The following is a 21,146-nucleotide window of genomic DNA, read 5'->3' on the forward strand; positions in this document are numbered from 1 at the left end:
GACGACTAGGCTTCGTCGCTTTTGGTGTATGAGCTTCGGATTTTTGCTACACACCTCATCGCTACCTATTGAGGCGTCTCTCTAGAAATCGACAGGAGCTGCTAGGCTATCTTGTAGATACAAAAACGCCTAGCATTTGCTAGGCGTTGATAAATAGTGTTTCTAGTACATCGACTACAGTATTTGTTTAAGCACTCTGTCGGCTTTTACACGAGTGATCTTACGAATCAACTTCTGAACTTCCATCGGGTAGCTCTCTATCTTATCTAACTGCTTATAAGTACAGATAAGCTGAGTGTGTTGAAGGATATTATCCACTTCAGCCTGGAACTTGTCTGTTAGGTGGTGGTAGTTATCTTGGATAAAGATACCGTTCTCTAGGTCCAGCTTCCATGCGCGAGGGTTTAGGTTATTACCTGTTAGTAGCATGTAGCGCTTATCGACCCAAATGCCCTTTAGGTGGAAGCTATTGGAATCGTGTTGCCAAAGTCGAATTGATAGATTGCGGCTAGCAATATGAGCTTCATTGGCCTTAGCGAAACGACGTAAGTTCAATTCGTAAAGGTATGGTAAACCACCAATCGTTTTAAACTCTTCTTCTGGTGAGATAAAGAAATCATTTGCTGTCTTATCGCCAACAACAATGCTGACCTTTACGCCACGCTTAAGCGCTTTCTTCACTTCTTTAGCTAGACTAGGTGGGAAGTTGAAGTAAGGTGTGCAGATAAAGATTTCATCTTTAGCTTGAGCTACGAGTTGATTGATTCCCTGATTTAGACGGTTACGTCTCTTACCGATACCAACCAATGGTGTTACAGCAACTTGATCTGCTGAAACCTCTTGACCATCAAACTGATACTGAGATCTTGCCAACGATGCACGAAATTGACGAATCGCTGGTTTCAGTTCTTTGGTTACCGGCTTATTCTTATCAGCCAAGTCATAAACAGCGCTGTCCGCAACCATCTGTTCGTGTACGTAGGTAAACATCGAGTCCGCAAGCGCTGCGTTGTTTAAAACGTGGTAACGATCAAAGCGATAGCGGTCATGGTAATTCAGGTAGATATTGTTAAGGCTTGCACCGCTGTATATCACGCTATCATCGACGATAAAGCCTTTTAAGTGCAATACGCCAAAGACTTCTTTGCCGCGAACTGGAATGCCATAGACAGGTACAGAGTGCTGATATTTTTCTGCAAACTCTTTATACATGGCAGCATTGCCTTCAGAAGACTCTGCACCAATCAATCCGCGCTGCGCTCGGTGCCAATCGACACAAACGCTTACGTCTAATTCTGGATTCTTTTGCTTTGCTTCATATAAGGCAGTTAGGATCTCACGGCCAGCCTCATCATCTTCAAGATACAAAGCGACTAAACTAATACGAGTCGTTGCGCGAGATATCTCATCAAGTAGGCGAATTCGAAACTCTTGCGCTGATAGTAGTACTTCAAACTTGTCAGGATTCTGCGCTATGGTTGGCAACTGTATGAATGGATTCCTACTGGCAATCATATTGACTGTTTTACCTTAAAAATATGCAAAATTGCGAACCTTTAATTTTACCAAAGGGATAGCACCAAATACTAGATAATCGAGGCATTCTCTAACAATTTTGCTGATAATGCATAGGAATGAGATCTTTTCCGCTATTCGAATAGCGCTCGTATAAAACTCTTAATCCATTTGGCAGATCTTTAGGGTCTACTCGTACGAATTCATGTCGCGCGTAAAAATTGGTGAGATGAGCGTAAGCAAAGCAGTAATCGTCTTCCGTAAGCGTATGTTGCGCACAATAATCCATAAGCTGCGAGCCTAATTGTTTGCCGCGATGTTGTTTTGATATAGCCATACCGGTAAGTAAGCGATTATTTTCTATTGTACGAAAACGCACGACTCCGCACAGCTCGTTATCCAGTAATAAAGAATAGATCAGTTCACTTTTATTCGCTTTTCCCGTTGGGTAATGTTCTTTATAGAAACGTTTAACTAGGGGAACCTTTACTGGGTCTAATTGAGTAATGATGACATTGTTCATTCAGTCACTGCGCCATTGGTTTATCTGCTGTAGAATGACCGCAGTGTAAGTTAATTGAATATCGCCATGCAATTCCATCTCAATGCTAGTTTAAAAAATGTTCATACTTTTTCCATCGATCAGACGTGTGATGCGTTGGTTGAAGTAACCACTACCGAAGAACTGATTTCGCTTTACAAAGACCCTAAATGGTCAGCTTTACCTAAGTTGATACTGGGTAAGGGCAGTAATATGCTTTTTACTGAGCACTTCGCAGGCCTGGTCATTGTGAATAAATTAGCCGGGATTGAGTTGACCGAGACTGACAGTCACCACCTACTACATGTAAGTGGTGGGGAGGATTGGCCAAGCTTAGTTGAGTGGAGTGTGGATAAAGGGCTTGGTGGGCTAGAAAATCTAGCAATGATACCCGGCTGTTCAGGCTCTGCTCCGATTCAGAATATTGGTGCGTATGGTGTTGAGCTGCAAGACGTATGCGGGTATGTCGATACCCTGTGCCTGGATACTTATACAGTTAAACGGTTAAGCAACGAAGAGTGTCTCTTTGGTTACCGAGATTCTATTTTCAAACATGCTCTCTACGGTAAAGCGATTGTTGTTGCGATTGGTTTAACGTTGCCTAAAGAGTGGGAGCCATGTAATCACTATGGTCCGTTGAAAAGCCTAGCAGCCGATAGTCTCTCTCCTCGTACTATATTTGATGAAGTGTGTGCTATCCGTTCAAGTAAGCTGCCAGACCCTAGAGTACAAGGGAATGCAGGCAGCTTCTTCAAAAACCCTGTGATCACCAAAGATCATTTTGATCGCCTGTTAGCTCTATACCCAAACATTGTCGGTTATGAGAGTAATGATATGATCAAAGTCGCTGCTGGTTGGCTGATTGATCAATGCCAGTTCAAGGGCGTGATAGAAGGTGGTGCTCAGGTTCACCCCAATCAAGCATTGGTTATCATCAATTATGATGAGGCTTCTGCTGTGGATATCCTTAAGCTTGCAGAGCGAGTGCGTCAGTCCGTCTTGAATAAATTCGATATTCGATTGGAACATGAAGTACGTTTTATGGGGCGAGACCGCGAGACAAACCTAGATAAGGCTTTGGAGTCCCTGACATGAGAGAACACAGTACCAAGCTAGCGCTATTGAGATGTCTTGCTGACGGTGAGTTTCATTCAGGTGAAGACCTAGGTGAAATGATAGGTGTATCACGAGCGGCTATCAGTAAGCACATTAAAGGTATTCAAGAGTGGGGTTTAGATATCTACCGAGTACAAGGCAAGGGCTATAAGCTAGCAAGCTGTTTAGATATGCTTGACCAAGAAAAATTGTCTGCAGTTAGTCGCGATGCTTCTCTTGAGCTCATTCCAATCATAGGTTCTACAAACCAGCATCTATTAGAGCGAACTAACACCCTCGAATCGGGTTCTGTTTGTATTGCTGAATATCAAGCTGCAGGACGTGGACGCCGTGGACGAGAGTGGGTATCGCCATTCGGTGCAAACCTCTATCTTTCAATGTATTGGAGACTCGACGCAGGGATGGCTGCCGCAATGGGCTTAAGCCTTGTGGTTGGTGTCGCTGTTGTTGAAGCTTTGGAAGAGATGGGTGTAGAAGGTGTAAAGCTCAAATGGCCGAACGACCTTTACCACAATGACAAGAAGCTTGCTGGTATCTTGGTAGAGCTGTCAGGACAGTCCGGTGGCGCTGCTCATATTGTTATTGGTTTAGGGCTAAACCTATCCATGGATCCTACAACATCAGGTATTGGACAGCCATGGACTTCTCTTAAAGAGGTGTGTGACGGTCAGGTGCCAGACCGAAATCAGTTAGCGCAGGCTCTGATCAATGCCTGGGATAAATCTCTTGTTGATTATGAGCTGAAAGGGATGTCCAATTTTGTAGAGCGTTGGAACCGCTTGGATAATTTCTTAGGCCGCAATGTTAGGTTGATCATTGGACCTAGAGAAATTGAAGGTGTTGTTCAAGGCATCGATGAACAAGGTGCTGTATTGCTCAAAACTGAGAATGGTGTCGAGAGCTATATTGGTGGCGAGATATCGCTAAGAAAAGGCGACTAAGGCGTTACTATTTTCTTAGTAACACTTCTTCAACCATATGATCTGCGCCTTTACGTAGAATCAGGTGAGCCCTTTCTCTTGTCGGAAGGATATTTTGTTCAAGGTTCAAGCCATTAATTGAACTCCAGATACCTTCCGCTTTATCCAATGCGGCTTGGTTTGATAACTTAGTGTAATGACTAAAGTAAGAGCCAGGCTTAGTAAACGCACCATCGCGGAATTTCATAAAACGATTGACGTACCACTCTTTGATTTGTTGGCTATCAGCGTCAACATAGAGTGAGAAATCAAGGAAGTCTGAAATAAACACGCGATGTGGCTCGTGTGGATAATTCATTCCGGTTTGTAAAACATTAAGCCCTTCAATAATAAGCACATCTGGTAGGTCGACGCACTTAACGTCATCAGTAATATTGTACGTAAGATGCGAGTAAACAGGGGCTGTGACATTTCTCTTGCAAGCTTTTACATCCGAAACAAAGTTCACTAAACGCTTGATATCGTAAGACTCCGGAAAGCCCTTTTTGCTCATCAACCCTTTATCTTCTAACACCTCGTTTGGATATAAAAAGCCATCGGTTGTCACTAGTTCAACTTTTGGGTGGTTTTCCCAGCGAGAGAGTAGGGCTTTAAGCAGACGCGCAGTGGTACTTTTGCCAACGGCTACGCTACCCGCAATACCGATGATAAAAGGTGGCGCTTTCTCTTTTTTATCTAGAAATTGGTGGAGTACCGAGTTTCTATTCTGTCTGGCTGCCACATAGAGGTTCAATAGACGAGATAGTGGTAGATAGATCTCTACTGCCTCTTCCATTGTGAGCTTTTCATTGATGCCTTGAAGCTCCTTTAAGTCGCTCTCAGAAAGTGTCATCGGAACTAAATTCCTTAGCTCAGACCAACGTTCGCGGTCAAATGACATAAATGGGCTCATACAAAACTCTATAGTGGATAACAAAACAAGTGCATGGAAAATACATCAAGCGATAGATAAATAAAATATCTTCCTGTACTAGATGCGGGTTAAAGACGTAAACCTTGAGCTAAATAGCCGTATGTAGGAGTTTGGTGAGAGAATTTTGCACTTTTTTTCAATTTCCTATTGCAAGGTGGAAAATCATTCAATAAAATGCGCCCCACTTGTGCCGACTTAGCTCAGTAGGTAGAGCAACTGACTTGTAATCAGTAGGTCACCAGTTCGATTCCGGTAGTCGGCACCACTTTCTCCCTTCCTTTAAGGCAAGCGAGAGAAAGCTCAAAATTTGGAGAGGTTCCCGAGTGGCCAAAGGGAGCAGACTGTAAATCTGTTGGCACTGCCTTCGATGGTTCGAATCCGTCCCTCTCCACCATATTCTAAAGGTTAAATAGCTCAAACAGAGTTACGTGTTGCGTGCATCGTATAATGGCTATTACCTCAGCCTTCCAAGCTGATGATGCGGGTTCGATTCCCGCTGCACGCTCCAACTCATTTTGTGTGCTGATATAGCTCAGTCGGTAGAGCGCACCCTTGGTAAGGGTGAGGTCCCCAGTTCGACTCTGGGTATTAGCACCAGTCTAAAGCTTCTTCTCCTTTAATAAAGAAAACCATTTTTTTTGGTTGCGTGGTCTTATTTTAAGCCACCTAATCCGTACCTAGAGGGACACCCCATGTCTAAAGAAAAATTTGAACGTACGAAACCGCACGTAAACGTTGGTACTATCGGCCACGTTGACCACGGTAAAACAACTCTAACTGCTGCTATCTGTACTACTCTTGCAAAAGTATACGGCGGTGTTGCTAAAGATTTCGCATCTATCGATAACGCTCCAGAAGAGCGCGAGCGCGGTATCACAATCGCAACTTCTCACGTTGAGTACGATACTCCAGCACGTCACTACGCACACGTAGACTGTCCAGGACACGCGGATTATGTTAAAAACATGATCACTGGTGCTGCACAAATGGACGGCGGTATCCTAGTTGTTGCTGCGACTGACGGCCCTATGCCTCAAACTCGTGAGCACATCCTACTTGGTCGTCAAGTTGGTATCCCTTACATCATCGTATTCATGAACAAATGTGACATGGTTGATGACGAAGAGCTACTTGAGCTAGTTGAGATGGAAGTTCGTGAACTTCTTTCTGAATACGACTTCCCAGGTGATGACCTACCAGTTATCCAAGGTTCTGCACTTGGCGCACTAAACGGCGAGAAGCAGTGGGAAGACAAGATCGTTGAGCTTGCAGAAGCACTAGATTCTTACATCCCTGAGCCAGAGCGTGCAGTTGACCAACCGTTCCTACTACCAATTGAAGATGTATTCTCAATCCAAGGTCGTGGTACTGTTGTAACTGGTCGTATCGAGCGCGGTATCCTACGTGTAGGTGACGAAGTAGAAATCGTTGGTATCAAAGAGACTACTCTTACTACTTGTACTGGTGTTGAAATGTTCCGTAAACTGCTTGACGAAGGTCGTGCAGGTGAGAACGTTGGTGCACTTCTACGTGGTACTAAGCGTGATGACGTTGAACGTGGTCAAGTACTTTCTGCGAAAGGTTCTATCAACCCACATACTAAGTTTGAGTCTGAAGTATACGTACTTTCTAAAGACGAAGGCGGCCGTCACACTCCTTTCTTCAAAGGTTACCGTCCACAGTTCTACTTCCGTACAACTGACGTAACAGGCGACATCACTCTACCAGAAGGCGTAGAAATGGTAATGCCAGGTGACAACGTTCAAATGACTGTTGAGCTAATCGCTCCAATCGCAATGGACGAAGGTCTACGTTTCGCAATCCGCGAAGGTGGCCGTACAGTTGGTGCTGGTGTTGTAGCTAAAATCTTTGCATAAGATTTGACGAACCACTAGTAAAAAGGGCATCATTTGATGCCCTTTTTCTGCGCTAAAAAAAGAGTTGGATGTTTTGACATCGATTTTCGCTCTTAGCAAAGAATTAAACGGTCTTTTTGACTAAAATGACTGTTAGATGTGTTGTTTTGCAACGCAAAGGAATGTGCCCTGCAACAGCGGGGTTATTGTCGTCTATATTTAAGACTTATCACAGGTTGGTTTTATGAAAGCAAACGCTGAAACTCCTGATAGCTCAGGTGCAGCAGATACAATGAAGTGGATTGTCGCTTTTGTTCTGTTGGCTGCTGCTGTTGTGGGTAATTACCTGTATGGTGAATTGTCTGTTGTAATTCGCGCTGCAGGTGTAGTTGTGCTGATTGCTGCCGCACTAGGCGTTGCAGCAACAACAACTAAAGGTAAAGCTGCGATCGATTTTGCAAAAGAATCTCGTATGGAGATTCGTAAAGTTGTTTGGCCTACTCGCCAAGAAACTATGCAAACTACATTGATCGTTTTAGCTGTATGTATTGTTATGTCTCTAGTGCTTTGGGGAATTGACGGCATCATGGTCCGTCTAGTTTCTCTAGCAACTGGAGTGTAGAGGGTTCTGATTCATGAGTGAAGCTCCAAAAAAACGTTGGTATGTAGTTCAAGCCTTTTCTGGCTTTGAAGGTCGTGTTGCACAGTCGCTACGCGAGCATATTAAAATGCACAACATGGAAGAACTATTTGGCGATGTGCTAGTACCTACTGAAGAAGTAGTGGAAATGCGTGCTGGGCAACGTCGTAAAAGTGAACGTAAATTCTTCCCTGGCTACGTATTAGTTCAAATGATCATGAATGATGAATCATGGCACTTAGTACGCAGCATTCCGCGTGTTATGGGCTTCATTGGTGGTACCTCTGATCGTCCTGCACCAATCACTGATAAAGAAGCTGATGCTATCTTGAACCGTCTAGAGAAAGCGAGCGAGTCTCCACGTCCTAAGACAATGTTCGAAGCGGGTGAAGTGGTTCGTGTGAACGATGGTCCATTTGCTGACTTTAACGGTACTGTTGAAGAAGTAGATTACGAGAAAAGCCGCATTAAGGTATCTGTATCGATCTTTGGTCGTGCAACACCGGTTGAGCTTGAATTTGGTCAGGTTGAAAAACTGGACTAAAACTCTGACCTTTGAGCAAGCTGTGGATAAATACTTCATAAGTTGTTCAAAATAAAAGAGTATAAAAAATCACCTTTTTAGGGTTGTTAAAGGCGCGAATTATGATTATAATTTCGCGCCTTTTTGCTTCTGTTGAAGCGAAAAAGAGTTAATTGAATTTATGGGGAGCTCGCCTTGCGGCTAGCGTATGTACCCAAAATATTAGGAAATATCATGGCTAAGAAAGTTGAAGCTTATATCAAACTGCAAGTTGCAGCTGGTATGGCAAACCCAAGTCCACCGGTTGGTCCTGCTCTAGGTCAACACGGCGTGAACATCATGGAATTCTGTAAAGCGTTCAACGCAAAAACAGAATCTGTTGAGAAAGGTCTACCTACTCCAGTAGTTATTACTGTTTACAACGACCGTTCTTTCACGTTCGTAACTAAGACTCCACCTGCTGCTGTTCTTCTTAAGAAAGCTGCTGGCGTTAAGTCTGGTTCAGGTCGTCCAAACACTGAGAAAGTTGGTACTGTAACTGACGCTCAAGTTCAGGAAATCGCAGAAACTAAAGCTGCTGATATGACTGGTGCTGACATCGAAGCAATGAAGCGTTCTATTGCTGGTACTGCTCGTTCAATGGGCCTAGTGGTAGAGGGATAAGATCATGGCTAAACTTACTAAGCGTATGCGCGTAATCCGCGACAAAGTTGACGCGACTAAAGAATACGAAATCAACGAAGCTGTTGCTCTTCTTAAAGAACTAGCAACTGCTAAATTCGTTGAGTCTGTAGATGTTGCTGTTAACCTAGGCATCGATGCTCGTAAATCTGACCAAAACGTTCGTGGCGCAACTGTGCTACCTCACGGTACTGGCCGTGACATCCGCGTTGCTGTGTTCACTCAAGGTGCAAACGCAGAAGCAGCTAAAGCAGCTGGCGCAGATATCGTTGGTATGGAAGATCTTGCTGAGCAAGTGAAAAAAGGCGAAATGAACTTCGACGTTGTTGTTGCTTCTCCAGATGCAATGCGTGTTGTTGGTCAACTAGGTACAATCCTAGGTCCACGCGGCCTTATGCCAAACCCTAAAGTTGGTACTGTAACTCCTAACGTTGCTGAAGCGGTTAAGAACGCTAAAGCTGGTCAGGTTCGTTACCGTAACGACAAGAACGGCATCATCCACACTACTATCGGTAAAGCATCTTTCGAAGCTAACCAGCTTCAAGAGAACCTAGAAGCTCTTCTAGTTGCTCTTAAGAAAGCTAAGCCTTCTTCAGCTAAGGGTACTTACCTGAAGAAAGTAAGCATCTCTACTACTATGGGTGCTGGTGTTGCTGTTGATCAAGCTAGTCTTGACACTCAAGCAAACTAATTTGCTTAGGCGCAGATTTAGTGTATACTTCTGCGCCTAATATTTGTGGTTGGGTGGTTTTAAAGCAATTTGAAATCATCTATCCCAAGACCGTAGGCGCTGTCGATTTTCATTAGATTATTGATAGCTTAATAAAACCTACGTAGGCGATGTTGTGGTTTGAAGTGAATTTATTCATTTTTAAATAACATCGTAAACGCTCATTACATTTTGTATTGAGTGCTGTAATCACAACCAGAGGTTAATCCAAATGGCTTTAAATCTTCAAGACAAAAAAGCAATTGTTGCTGAAGTCAACGAAGCTGCCAGTGGTGCACTTTCTGCAGTTGTAGCTGATTCTCGTGGCGTTGAAGTTGGCGCAATGACTTCTCTACGTAAACAAGCTCGCGAAGCGGGTGTTTACATGAAAGTTGTTCGTAACACACTAGCACGCCGTGCGGTTCAGGGTACAGACTACGAGTGTCTAGTAGACACTTTCACTGGTCCAACTCTGATCGCATTCTCTAATGAGCACCCAGGTGCTGCAGCGCGTCTTTTCAAAGACTTCGCTAAAGAGAATAAAGATTTCGAGATCAAAGCTGCTGCATTTGAAGGCGCAGTTACTGATGCTGAAGTACTAGCGACACTACCAACTTACGACGAAGCTATCGCACGCCTAATGATGTGCATGAAAGAAGCTTCTGCTGGCAAGCTGGTTCGTACTATCGCTGCTGTTCGCGACCAAAAAGAAGAAGCTGCGGCATAAGCCTTGCTTTTCACTGGTTGCTATTTAAACTTATTGTTGACTTAAAAGAGAATTGTTATGTCTATTACTAACGAGCAAATCCTAGACGCAGTTGCAGAAATGTCTGTAATGCAAGTTGTTGAGCTTATCGAAGCTATGGAAGAGAAATTCGGCGTTACTGCAGCTGCTGCTGTTGTAGCTGGCGGCGCAGCTGGCGGCGACGCTGCTGCTGAGCAAACTGAATTCGACGTTATCCTAACTGCTGCTGGCGCTAACAAAGTACAAGTTATCAAAGCTGTACGTGGCGCAACTGGCCTAGGTCTTAAAGAAGCTAAAGGTCTTGTAGACTCAGCTCCTGCAGCGCTTAAAGAAGGCGTTGACAAAGCTGAAGCTGAAGCTCTTAAAGCACAGCTAGAAGAAGCTGGCGCTTCTGTTGAAATCAAGTAATTATTACTTAATTTCTTAGCCGCAAGGCTAATGGCTGGTGGTTTATTAACCACCGGCCTTTTTGCGCTGTAGGGCTATGACGAATTTTCCGCTGTTTAACCGTCATAATCCGAGCAAAAAAACAGTCATTTTTTCGAAATGATTGTTCACTACAGTAAACAGCTGTTTGTCACCGCCCCCTCTTGAAGAGTGTTTTGGGTGGTTTGGGTCACTTATCAGCGAGCTGAGGAACCCCATGGTTTACTCTTATACCGAGAAAAAGCGCATCCGTAAGGATTTTGGTACTCGTCCACAAGTTTTGGACATTCCATACCTGTTATCGATCCAGCTTGATTCTTTCGACAAATTCATCGAACAGGATCCAGAAGGTCAATACGGTCTTGAAGCTGCTTTCCGTTCTGTATTCCCAATTCAGAGCTACAACGGCAATTCTGAGCTGCAATACGTTAGCTACCGTCTTGGTGAGCCAGTTTTTGACGTTAAAGAATGTCAAATCCGCGGTGTTACTTACTCAAAGCCACTACGCGTAAAACTACGTCTAGTTATCTTTGATCGAGATGCACCAGCAGGTACTGTAAAAGACATTAAAGAACAAGAAGTCTACATGGGCGAAATTCCGCTTATGACAGACAATGGTACTTTCGTAATTAATGGTACCGAGAGGGTTATCGTATCCCAGCTGCACCGAAGCCCAGGCGTGTTCTTCGACAGTGATAAGGGTAAGACCCACTCATCAGGTAAAGTTCTTTATAACGCACGTGTAATTCCTTACCGTGGCTCATGGTTAGACTTTGAGTTCGATCCTAAGGATAACTTATTCGTACGTATCGACCGTCGTCGTAAGCTACCAGCATCGATCATTCTTCGTGCACTTGGTAAATCGACTGAAGAGATCCTAGATCTGTTCTTCGACAAAGTGAACTTCGAAGTGAAAGACCAAACTCTTCTTATGGAGTTGGTTCCTGATCGTCTACGTGGTGAAACTGCGTCATTCGACATCGAAGCAAACGGCAAAACTTACGTTGAGACTGGTCGTCGTGTTACTGCTCGTCATATCCGTCAACTTGAAAAAGATGGCGTTGAGCACATCGAAGTACCAGTAGAGTACATCGTTGGTAAAGTTGCATCTAAAGATTACATCAATGAAGCAACTGGCGAGATCATCGTTGGCGCGAACCAAGAGATTAGCCTAGAAGCACTTGCTAACCTGTCTCAAGCAGGTCACAAGGCTCTACAAACTCTGTTCACGAATGACCTAGATCACGGTCCATTCATGTCAGACACTCTACGTGCAGATAGCACAGTAGATCGCATCTCTGCATTGGTAGAAATCTACCGCATGATGCGTCCTGGCGAGCCACCAACGAAAGAAGCTGCAGAGTCTCTATTCGAAAGCCTATTCTTCTCTGAAGAACGTTACGACCTATCAACTGTAGGCCGTATGAAGTTCAACAGCTCTATCGAGCGTGAAGAAGAAGAAGAGCGCGGTACTCTGGATGAATCAGACATCATCGAAGTGATGAAGAAACTGATTGGTATCCGTAACGGTATTGGTGAAGTGGACGATATCGACCACCTTGGCAACCGTCGTATCCGTTCTGTAGGTGAAATGGCAGAAAACCAATTCCGTGTTGGTCTAGTTCGTGTAGAACGTGCCGTTAAAGAGCGCCTAAGCCTTGGTGACCTTGATGCAATCATGCCTCAAGATCTTATCAACGCTAAGCCGATCTCTGCTGCAGTTAAAGAATTCTTTGGCTCTTCACAGCTTTCACAGTTCATGGACCAAAACAACCCATTGTCAGAAGTTACGCACAAACGTCGTATCTCTGCTTTAGGTCCTGGTGGTCTTACTCGTGAGCGCGCAGGCTTCGAAGTACGTGACGTTCACGTAACTCACTACGGTCGTCTATGTCCGATCGAAACGCCTGAAGGTCCAAACATCGGTCTAATTAACTCGCTATCTGCGTTTGCACGTTGTAACGATTACGGTTTCCTAGAAACTCCGTACCGTCGTGTAGTTGATGGTGTAGTAACAGAAGAAGTTGATTACCTGTCTGCAATCCAGGAAGGTCAATTCGTAATCGCGCAAGCAAACACCATTCTTACTGAAGAAGGTACGTTTGCAGATGAGCTAATCACAGCTCGTCAAAAAGGTGAATCTGGTCTTCACCCACGCGATCACGTTGACTACATGGACGTTGCGACAAACCAAGTAGTATCTATCGCTGCTTCGCTTATCCCGTTCCTAGAACACGATGATGCGAACCGTGCATTGATGGGTGCCAACATGCAACGTCAAGCTGTACCAACACTTAAGGCTGATAAGCCTCTAGTAGGTACAGGTATCGAACGTAACATCGCAGTTGACTCTGGTGTTACAGCGGTTGCTAAACGTGGTGGTCAAGTTCAGTCTGTAGACGCTTCTCGTATCGTAGTTAAGGTTAATGAAGATGAATTGGTACCTGGCGAAGCTGGTATCGATATCTACAACCTAACTAAGTACACGCGTTCGAACCAAAACACATGTATTAACCAACGTCCAACTGTACTTCCTGGTGAACCAGTTGCACGCGGCGATGTTCTTGCTGATGGTCCTTCAACAGACCTTGGTGAACTAGCTCTTGGCCAAAACATGCGTATCGCATTCATGCCTTGGAACGGTTACAACTTCGAAGACTCGATCTTAGTATCTGAGCGCGTAGTTCAAGAAGACCGTTTCACGACAATCCACATCCAAGAACTATCTTGTGTGGCTCGTGATACTAAGCTGGGTTCTGAAGAGATCACAGCTGATATTCCAAACGTAGGTGAGTCTGCTCTGTCTAAACTAGACGAGTCAGGTATCGTTTACATTGGTGCTGAAGTTAAGGGTGGCGACATCCTAGTTGGTAAAGTAACCCCTAAAGGTGAAACTCAACTGACTCCTGAAGAGAAGCTACTACGTGCTATCTTCGGTGAGAAAGCATCTGATGTTAAAGATACTTCTCTACGTGTACCAAACTCTGTTTCGGGTACTATCATCGATGTACAAGTCTTCACTCGCGATGGCGTAGAGAAAGACAAGCGTGCACTTGAAATCGAACAGATGCAGCTTAAAGAAGCTAAGAAAGACCTAACTGAAGAGTTCCAAATTCTTGAGGGTGGCCTTCTTAACCGTGTTAAAGCTGTACTTCTGTCTGGTGGTTACTCTGAAGCTAAGCTTGATACTATCGGTCGTAAGCAATGGCTAGAGCAAGTTCTAGAAGACGATGCGCTACAAACACAGCTTGAGCAACTTGCTGAGCAGTGGGATGAGCTAAAAGCAGACTTCGATAAGAAGTTTGAAACTAAGCGTCGTAAAATCACTCAAGGTGATGATCTAGCGCCTGGCGTTCTTAAGATTGTTAAAGTTTACCTAGCGGTTAAACGTCGTATCCAGCCTGGTGATAAGATGGCCGGTCGTCACGGTAACAAAGGTGTAATCTCTAAGATTAACCCTGTTGAAGACATGCCATACGATGAGAAAGGTCAGCCTGTAGACATCGTACTTAACCCGCTGGGTGTACCATCGCGTATGAACATCGGTCAGATCCTAGAAGTTCACTTAGGTTTGGCTGCGAAAGGTATCGGTGACAAGATCAACCAAATGGTTAAGGAGCAACAAGAACTGCATAAGTTCCGTGAGTTCCTACAGAAGGTTTACGATCTTGGTGATACTCGTCAGAAAGTTGATATTGCTGAACTGTCTGATGATCAAGTTCGTACACTGATCAAGAACCTACGTGGCGGTCTACCGATTGCTACTCCTGTGTTCGACGGTGCTTCTGAGTCTCTAATCAAAGAACTACTTAAACTGGGTGATCTGCCAGAATCTGGTCAGCTTAAACTGTTTGATGGTCGTACTGGTGATTCGTTTGAGCGTCCTGTAACTGTTGGTTACATGTACATGCTGAAACTGAACCACTTGGTTGATGACAAGATGCATGCTCGTTCAACTGGTTCTTACAGCCTAGTAACTCAGCAACCACTTGGTGGTAAAGCTCAGTTCGGTGGTCAGCGTTTCGGTGAGATGGAAGTATGGGCACTAGAAGCATACGGTGCTGCATATACTCTACAAGAAATGCTAACAGTTAAGTCAGATGACGTTAACGGCCGTACTAAGATGTATAAGAACATCGTAGACGGTAACCATAGCATGGAACCTGGTATGCCTGAGTCGTTCAACGTACTGTTGAAAGAGATTCGCTCGCTAGGTATCAACATCGAGCTAGAAGACGAAGAGTAATCCCTCCTCTTTTTAAAAGAAGATAGGATTATTTGGTAAAAGGGAGCTTGCTACAGCAGTGAGCTCCTTTAACTCCTTACAGGAGCTGAATGTGAAAGACTTATTAAACTTTCTAAAAGCACAGCATAAGACCGAAGAATTTGATGCAATCAAAATCGGTCTATCTTCACCAGACATGATCCGTTCATGGTCTTTTGGTGAAGTTAAAAAGCCGGAAACAATTAACTATCGTACGTTCAAACCTGAACGTGATGGTCTGTTCTGTGCACGTATTTTTGGCCCAGTTAAAGACTACGAATGTCTTTGTGGCAAATACAAGCGCCTGAAGCACCGTGGTGTTATCTGTGAGAAGTGTGGCGTTGAAGTTACACAAACTAAAGTTCGTCGTGACCGTATGGGCCACATCGAGCTAGCTTCACCAGTTGCTCACATCTGGTTCCTAAAATCACTACCGTCTCGTATCGGTCTACTAATGGATATCCCTCTACGTGATATCGAACGTGTTCTTTACTTCGAGATGTACGTAGTAACTGAACCAGGTATGACTGATCTAGAAAAATCTCAGATGCTTACTGAAGAAGAGTATCTGGATCGTCTAGAAGAGTGGGGTGACGAATTCACTGCTAAGATGGGTGCTGAAGCGATCAAAGATCTGCTTGCAACAATGGACCTTCATCAAGAAGTGGAAGAAATGCGCGAAGAGTTAGAAACAACTAACTCAGAAACTAAGCGTAAAAAAGTTACTAAGCGCCTGAAGCTAGTTGAAGCGTTCATTGCATCGGGTAACGATCCGCAATGGATGATTCTGACTGTACTTCCGGTTCTGCCGCCAGATCTACGTCCTCTAGTACCACTAGATGGCGGTCGTTTTGCGACTTCAGATCTGAACGACCTTTACCGTCGTGTGATCAACCGTAACAACCGTTTGAAGCGTCTTCTAGAGCTAGCTGCTCCGGACATCATCGTACGTAACGAAAAGCGTATGCTGCAAGAGTCTGTTGATGCACTTCTAGATAACGGTCGTCGTGGTCGTGCTATCACTGGTTCTAACAAGCGTCCTCTGAAATCTCTTGCTGATATGATCAAGGGTAAACAAGGTCGTTTCCGTCAGAACCTTCTAGGTAAACGTGTAGACTACTCTGGCCGTTCTGTAATCACAGTAGGTCCATACCTTCGTCTACATCAGTGTGGTCTTCCTAAGAAGATGGCACTTGAGCTATTTAAGCCGTTCATCTACAGCAAGCTAGAAACTCGTGGCATGGCTACGACAATCAAAGCTGCTAAGAAGATGGTAGAGCGCGAAGAAGCTATCGTTTGGGATATCCTAGACGAAGTCATCCGCGAACACCCAGTACTACTTAACCGTGCACCTACACTTCACCGTCTAGGTATCCAAGCGTTTGAACCAGTACTAATCGAAGGTAAAGCGATTCAGCTTCACCCACTAGTGTGTGCGGCATACAATGCCGACTTCGATGGTGACCAAATGGCGGTACACGTGCCTCTAACTCTAGAAGCACAGCTTGAAGCACGTACACTGATGATGTCGACGAATAACATTCTGTCGCCAGCGTCAGGTGATCCGATCATCGTACCTTCTCAGGACGTTGTATTGGGTCTTTACTACATGACACGTGACAAGATCAACGTGAAAGGCGAAGGTATGTACCTTGCTGGCCCTGCTGAGGCTGAAAAGGCATACCGTACTAAGACTGCTGAGCTACACGCTCGCGTTAAAGTACGTATCACCGAGACTGTAGTAGACGAAGATGGTAACAGCACTACTGAAACGAAGATGGTTGATACAACTGTCGGCCGTGCAATGCTATGGCAAATCGTTCCAGCTGGCCTACCGTACAGCATCGTTAACCAAAAGTTAGGTAAGAAGCAGATCTCTACTCTTCTTAACGAGTGTTACCGTAAGCTTGGTCTAAAAGATACAGTAGTATTTGCTGACCAAATCATGTACGCAGGTTTTGCATACGCTGCACTTTCTGGTGTTTCTGTAGGTATCGACGATATGGTTGTACCTCAAGCGAAATACGATGAAATTGAATCTGCTGAAGAAGAAGTTCGCGAAATCCAAGAGCAATTCCAATCTGGTCTTGTTACTGCGGGTGAGCGTTACAACAAAGTTATCGATATCTGGGCATCTACGAATGACCGCGTTGCGAAAGCAATGATGGATAACCTATCTTCTGAAACAGTTATCAACCGTGACGGCGAAGAAGAACAGCAAGAATCGTTCAACAGCATCTACATGATGGCCGACTCGGGCGCACGTGGCTCTGCAGCTCAGATTCGTCAGCTAGCAGGTATGCGTGGTCTGATGGCGCGTCCAGATGGTTCAATCATCGAAACGCCGATCACAGCGAACTTTAAAGAAGGTCTAAACGTCCTTCAGTACTTTATCTCAACGCACGGTGCTCGTAAGGGTCTTGCGGATACAGCACTGAAAACAGCAAACTCGGGTTACCTAACTCGTCGTCTAGTAGACGTTGCTCAAGACGTTGTAGTACACGAACATGACTGTGGCACGCATGAAGGTATCGACATGATGCCTCACATCGAAGGTGGTGACGTTAAAGTTGCACTTTCTGAGCTTGCTCTTGGTCGTGTAGTAGCTGAAGACGTTCTTAAGCCTGGTACTGAAGATGTACTGATTCCACGTAATACTCTGATTGATGAGAAGTGGTGTCAAATCATGGAAGATAACTCAGTAGATAGCATGAAAGTGCGCTCTGTAGTTACCTGTGATGCAGACTTCGGTTGTTGTGCACAGTGTTACGGTCGTGACCTAGCACGTGGTCACCTAGTGAACCAAGGTGAAGCAGTTGGTGTTATTGCTGCACAATCTATCGGTGAACCGGGTACACAGCTAACGATGCGTACGTTCCACATCGGTGGTGCGGCATCTACTGCAGCAGCAGAGAACAGCATCCAAGCTAAGACAACTGGTACTGTGAAACTTCACAATGCTAAGTTCGTAGTTAACAAAGATAAGAAACTGGTTATCACTTCTCGTGCATCTGAGATGACGATTATTGATGAATTCGGCCGTACTAAAGAGAAGCACAAACTTCCTTACGGTTCGATGCTAACCAAAGGCGACAACGCAGCAGTTACTGCTGGTGAAGTTGTAGCTAACTGGGAAGCGCATACCATGCCAATCATCACTGAAGTGGCAGGTCGTATCCAATTCGTAGATATGATCGATGGTATTACAGTTTCTCGTCAAACTGACGATCTAACTGGTCTTTCTTCAAGTGAAGTTACAGACGCAGCAGCTCGCCCAGCAGCAGGTAAAGATATGCGTCCAGCTATCAAACTTGTTGATGAGCAAGGTAACGACGTAATGATCCCTGGTACTGATATGCCAGCTCACTACTTCCTACCTGGCAAAGCGATTGTAAACATCGAAGATGGCGCTGAAGTTGGCATCGGTGACACACTATCTCGTATCCCTCAAAAATCGAGCGGAAACAAAGATATCACCGGTGGTCTACCACGCGTAGCTGACCTATTCGAAGCTCGTAAGCCTAAAGAGCCTGCGATCCTTGCTGAGCACACAGGTACTGTGTCTTTCGGTAAAGAAACGAAAGGTAAGCGTCGTCTAGTAATCACTCGTGAAGGCGGTGACGCTTACGAAGAGATGATTCCTAAGCATCGTCAATTGAACGTGTTCGAAGGTGAGAAGATTGAACGTGGTGATGTAATCGCCGACGGTCCTGAAACTCCACACGATATTCTGCGTCTACGTGGTATCCACGCAGTAACTCAGTACATCGCGAACGAAGTTCAAGAAGTTTACCGCTTACAAGGCGTAAAGATTAACGATAAGCACATCGAGACTATCGTTCGTCAAATGCTACGTAAGTGTACAATCACTCATTCTGGTGACTCTCCGTTCCTACCTGGCGAACAAGTTGAGTACCACAATGTTAAGATTGCTAACCGTAAGCTAGAAGCTGAAGGTAAAGAACTAGTACGTTTCGAACGTGACCTACTAGGTATTACTAAAGCATCTCTTGCAACTGAGTCATTCATCTCAGCTGCATCGTTCCAAGAAACGACTCGCGTACTAACAGAAGCTGCGGTTTCTGGTAAGCGTGATGACCTTCGCGGTCTGAAAGAGAACGTAATTGTTGGTCGTCTGATCCCAGCTGGTACTGGTTTCGCATACCACCAAGAGCGTCAAAAGCAACGTGAAGAAGAGCAAGAAGGTCCTTCAGCTGAACAAGCTACTGACAATCTAGCAGCACTTCTAAACGCTGGTTTCTCTTCAGAAGAGTAAGCTCTACGAGTAGTCTCTAAGAGATAAGAAAAAGGCACCTTCGGGTGCCTTTTTTGTATCTGGCGCATAGGTGTTTAACGAGAGGCCTATCGTTCAGAATCAGATAGGTTTGATTGCTTTCTTAGCTGGTGGACTTAGTCGCGAGTACTTTCTCGAAGGCATTTTGGGGTGTTTGCAGGGAGATCATGAGGATGAAACTGGTGACAAGTGTTACGTCTGGTTGTCGCAAAACATCAGAGTAGGGACGAATCAATAGGCTCTGGTAGAAGAGTTGGATGTTTTAGGTAACGCTACAGACAAAACAAAAAGCTTGCACTGAGGCAAGCTTAGAAGGTGTTAAGCCATTACGCCCCTGGTGGAACCGCTAGACTGTCGGCAATTTGTTGTATCAGCTGGTCTTCAACCGCAAACCTCGCCTCAAGAATCTCACCAACGAGTGACAGCTCACTATCAAAGCTTTCTAATGTATCGGTCGCTTCAATGGCAGCGTATTTATCGGTGAAGTTGAGCAGTGGATCTGTGGTAAGAACGATATGACCATAAGATTGGTTGATTTCGTCTGTTGCTTTGAAGCCAGTAGACTGCCATTTGTCCATCACCATGTCATAGATTTTGAAATGACCTTCGGAGATGTAATCAACAAGATGTTGGCTGAATTTTTGGAGCTCTTCTGGAGAAGGCAGTTCGGTGATTGCAGTTGCTTTCGACGATGAAGGCTGTAGAGCGGCAAGCTTACAATACTCAACGATTAGAGACTGTCGAGTTTCGAGCCAATGATCGATGACCTCATTAGAGCCACCCCATTGTTCTTGTATTTGTTTGAATTTATTTAGCATGACCATGTCCTCATGATCTGATCACAACCTTGTGATCAAGTAATTGCCTAAGCAGGGTCCGTTTTATTGGTAGCTACTAAAAGTAATAGCTTGAAATATTCTCTGCTACAACTCTAGTATGAAATTAGATTGCCAGTAAAATGAACGAACTGCAAGCAATGAGGCATAGGGATGTTAGAAAAAAGTGATAACAAAATGACAGAGCAAGCTTATTGGTGCGTCGTTTCTGGTAGTGATATTTGGGTTAATAATGATCAGTTTCCGTTTGGCTCTGCTGAAGAGCTTGGGCTGAGTGTTGAGCATGCAATCTGTATTGGTCAGCATCAAGGTCGTAAGGTGTATTGGCTCAACGACTGTGATGTGGAGAATGAGCTGAGCATGGTCAGCCTAAGAGAGTTACTGCACTGGCCTGAAGCGAGTTTCTTGACTGCAAGCAAAGCCATCCAATATGGGCATATGACTCAAAGTATGCGTTTTTGCCCTCAGTGTGGTGGTCGAAATCATCTCAACCATAACCAGGTGGCGATGCAGTGTGGAGATTGCCGTACACTTCATTACCCTCGTATCTTCCCATGCATCATTGTCGCTGTACGAAACGACAACAAGATATTGCTTGCACAGCACCCAAGACATAAAACAGGTATGTATACCGTGATAGCGGGCTTCCTAGAGGTCGGAGAAACCCTAGAGAAGTGTGTGGCAAGAGAAGTAAAAGAAGAAACGGGTATCGATGTCGATAATATTCGTTACTTTGGCAGCCAGCCGTGGGCGTTTCCATCGAGTATGATGATGGGCTTTCTTGCAGATTATGCTGGTGGTACGCTTAAGCCAGACTACAGCGAGTTATCGGATGCTCAATGGTTTGACGTAACAAGCCTACCTGATGTTGCCCCTGTAGGAACCATTGCGAGACAGTTGATTGAGAAAACCGTTGATGACGCGATGAAAGATGCCGTTATGGAGCAGGTGTTAGAGCACTAATTTGCCTGTGATAGTATTTGGCCTATAAGTGGTCAAAAGCGAAAAAAAACCCTCCACAAGTGGAGGGGGTAAGTAAGATGTCGTTATGAGATGCTGAGTAGTGACTACTCAGATGTTATAATTGTAATTTTCGCTAGCGAACAA

Annotated in this window: 16 protein-coding genes and 4 tRNA genes; 16 read left to right on the plus strand and 4 right to left on the minus strand. The window is 44.7% G+C overall.

Going from position 1 to position 21,146, the window contains the following annotated elements; all coding sequences use genetic code 11:
• Positions 1-174: 174 nt before the first annotated feature.
• Both pssA and AB8613_RS09460 read right to left on the minus strand, forming a co-directional pair.
• Positions 175-1,515 carry a CDP-diacylglycerol--serine O-phosphatidyltransferase gene (gene pssA, locus AB8613_RS09455; RefSeq protein WP_146492021.1) on the minus strand — a complete coding sequence of 447 codons (1,341 nt, stop codon included), beginning with the start codon at positions 1,513-1,515 and terminating at the stop codon, positions 175-177.
• Positions 1,516-1,606: 91 nt separating this feature from the next.
• Entirely contained in the window at positions 1,607-2,038 is a 432-nt protein-coding gene (locus tag AB8613_RS09460) for a GNAT family N-acetyltransferase (protein WP_060983728.1), read from the minus strand.
• A 66-nt stretch (positions 2,039-2,104) separates the two neighbouring features.
• Here AB8613_RS09460 and murB point away from each other — a divergent pair, with 66 nt between their 5' ends.
• Together murB and birA are read left to right on the plus strand one after the other, a co-directional pair.
• Positions 2,105-3,151 carry a UDP-N-acetylmuramate dehydrogenase gene (murB, locus tag AB8613_RS09465; protein WP_146492022.1) on the plus strand — a complete coding sequence of 349 codons (1,047 nt, stop codon included), beginning with the start codon at positions 2,105-2,107 and terminating at the stop codon, positions 3,149-3,151.
• Positions 3,148-4,113 carry a bifunctional biotin--[acetyl-CoA-carboxylase] ligase/biotin operon repressor BirA gene (gene birA, locus AB8613_RS09470; RefSeq protein WP_372383757.1) on the plus strand — a complete coding sequence of 322 codons (966 nt, stop codon included), beginning with the start codon at positions 3,148-3,150 and terminating at the stop codon, positions 4,111-4,113. The genes murB and birA overlap by 4 nt, the downstream gene beginning before the upstream one ends.
• 7 nt (positions 4,114-4,120) lie before the next feature.
• Here birA and coaA read toward each other — a convergent pair whose 3' ends face one another.
• Entirely contained in the window at positions 4,121-5,044 is a 924-nt protein-coding gene (gene coaA, locus AB8613_RS09475; protein WP_019823834.1) for a type I pantothenate kinase, read from the minus strand.
• A gap of 210 nt (positions 5,045-5,254) precedes the next feature.
• Between coaA and AB8613_RS09480 the strand changes: the two genes are divergently transcribed.
• The 13 genes from AB8613_RS09480 to rpoC all read left to right on the plus strand — a co-directional run bounded on the left by AB8613_RS09480 (position 5,255) and on the right by rpoC (position 19,185).
• Positions 5,255-5,330: transfer RNA gene (locus tag AB8613_RS09480), tRNA-Thr, on the plus strand.
• 44 nt (positions 5,331-5,374) lie between these two features.
• Positions 5,375-5,459, plus strand: a tRNA-Tyr gene (locus AB8613_RS09485).
• A 39-nt stretch (positions 5,460-5,498) separates the two neighbouring features.
• Positions 5,499-5,573: transfer RNA gene (locus tag AB8613_RS09490), tRNA-Gly, on the plus strand.
• Between the two features lie 13 nt (positions 5,574-5,586).
• A tRNA-Thr gene (locus AB8613_RS09495) sits at positions 5,587-5,662 on the plus strand.
• A gap of 95 nt (positions 5,663-5,757) precedes the next feature.
• On the plus strand, positions 5,758-6,942 hold the full coding sequence (gene tuf / locus AB8613_RS09500) for an elongation factor Tu (RefSeq protein ID WP_010435158.1): 1,185 nt from the start codon (positions 5,758-5,760) through the stop codon (positions 6,940-6,942).
• A gap of 223 nt (positions 6,943-7,165) precedes the next feature.
• Positions 7,166-7,543 carry a preprotein translocase subunit SecE gene (gene secE / locus AB8613_RS09505; RefSeq protein ID WP_010435558.1) on the plus strand — a complete coding sequence of 126 codons (378 nt, stop codon included), beginning with the start codon at positions 7,166-7,168 and terminating at the stop codon, positions 7,541-7,543.
• 13 nt (positions 7,544-7,556) lie between these two features.
• Positions 7,557-8,105, plus strand: a complete 549-nt coding sequence (gene nusG / locus AB8613_RS09510) for a transcription termination/antitermination protein NusG (RefSeq protein ID WP_010435556.1) — start codon at positions 7,557-7,559, stop codon at positions 8,103-8,105.
• Positions 8,106-8,318: 213 nt separating this feature from the next.
• Positions 8,319-8,747: a 50S ribosomal protein L11 gene (gene rplK, locus AB8613_RS09515; protein WP_010435555.1), complete on the plus strand. Its 429-nt coding sequence runs from the start codon at positions 8,319-8,321 to the stop codon at positions 8,745-8,747.
• A 4-nt stretch (positions 8,748-8,751) separates the two neighbouring features.
• Positions 8,752-9,456, plus strand: coding sequence for a 50S ribosomal protein L1 (gene rplA / locus AB8613_RS09520; protein WP_048659214.1), 705 nt, complete (start codon positions 8,752-8,754; stop codon positions 9,454-9,456).
• 250 nt (positions 9,457-9,706) lie between these two features.
• The gene (rplJ, locus tag AB8613_RS09525; protein WP_010435550.1) at positions 9,707-10,201 is read left to right on the plus strand and encodes a 50S ribosomal protein L10; all 495 of its coding nucleotides are present in this window, start codon (positions 9,707-9,709) and stop codon (positions 10,199-10,201) included.
• A gap of 57 nt (positions 10,202-10,258) precedes the next feature.
• Positions 10,259-10,627, plus strand: coding sequence for a 50S ribosomal protein L7/L12 (gene rplL, locus AB8613_RS09530; RefSeq protein WP_017631516.1), 369 nt, complete (start codon positions 10,259-10,261; stop codon positions 10,625-10,627).
• A 235-nt stretch (positions 10,628-10,862) separates the two neighbouring features.
• Positions 10,863-14,891 (plus strand): DNA-directed RNA polymerase subunit beta, encoded by a 4,029-nt coding sequence (gene rpoB, locus AB8613_RS09535; RefSeq protein WP_017060526.1) that lies wholly within the window; start codon positions 10,863-10,865, stop codon positions 14,889-14,891.
• Between the two features lie 91 nt (positions 14,892-14,982).
• Positions 14,983-19,185 carry a DNA-directed RNA polymerase subunit beta' gene (gene rpoC / locus AB8613_RS09540; RefSeq protein ID WP_017060527.1) on the plus strand — a complete coding sequence of 1,401 codons (4,203 nt, stop codon included), beginning with the start codon at positions 14,983-14,985 and terminating at the stop codon, positions 19,183-19,185.
• Positions 19,186-19,529: 344 nt separating this feature from the next.
• On the opposite strand, the gene AB8613_RS09545 is transcribed toward rpoC, so the two are convergent.
• Complete coding sequence (locus AB8613_RS09545; protein ID WP_048605474.1) at positions 19,530-20,027, minus strand: Rsd/AlgQ family anti-sigma factor; 498 nt, start codon at positions 20,025-20,027, stop codon at positions 19,530-19,532.
• Between the two features lie 165 nt (positions 20,028-20,192).
• On the opposite strand from AB8613_RS09545, the gene nudC reads away from it, so the two are divergent.
• Positions 20,193-21,002 carry an NAD(+) diphosphatase gene (gene nudC / locus AB8613_RS09550; RefSeq protein WP_372383758.1) on the plus strand — a complete coding sequence of 270 codons (810 nt, stop codon included), beginning with the start codon at positions 20,193-20,195 and terminating at the stop codon, positions 21,000-21,002.
• Positions 21,003-21,146: the final 144 nt, after the last annotated feature.

Source organism: Vibrio sp. BS-M-Sm-2, assembly GCF_041504345.1.
Classification (GTDB): domain Bacteria; phylum Pseudomonadota; class Gammaproteobacteria; order Enterobacterales; family Vibrionaceae; genus Vibrio; species Vibrio satsumensis.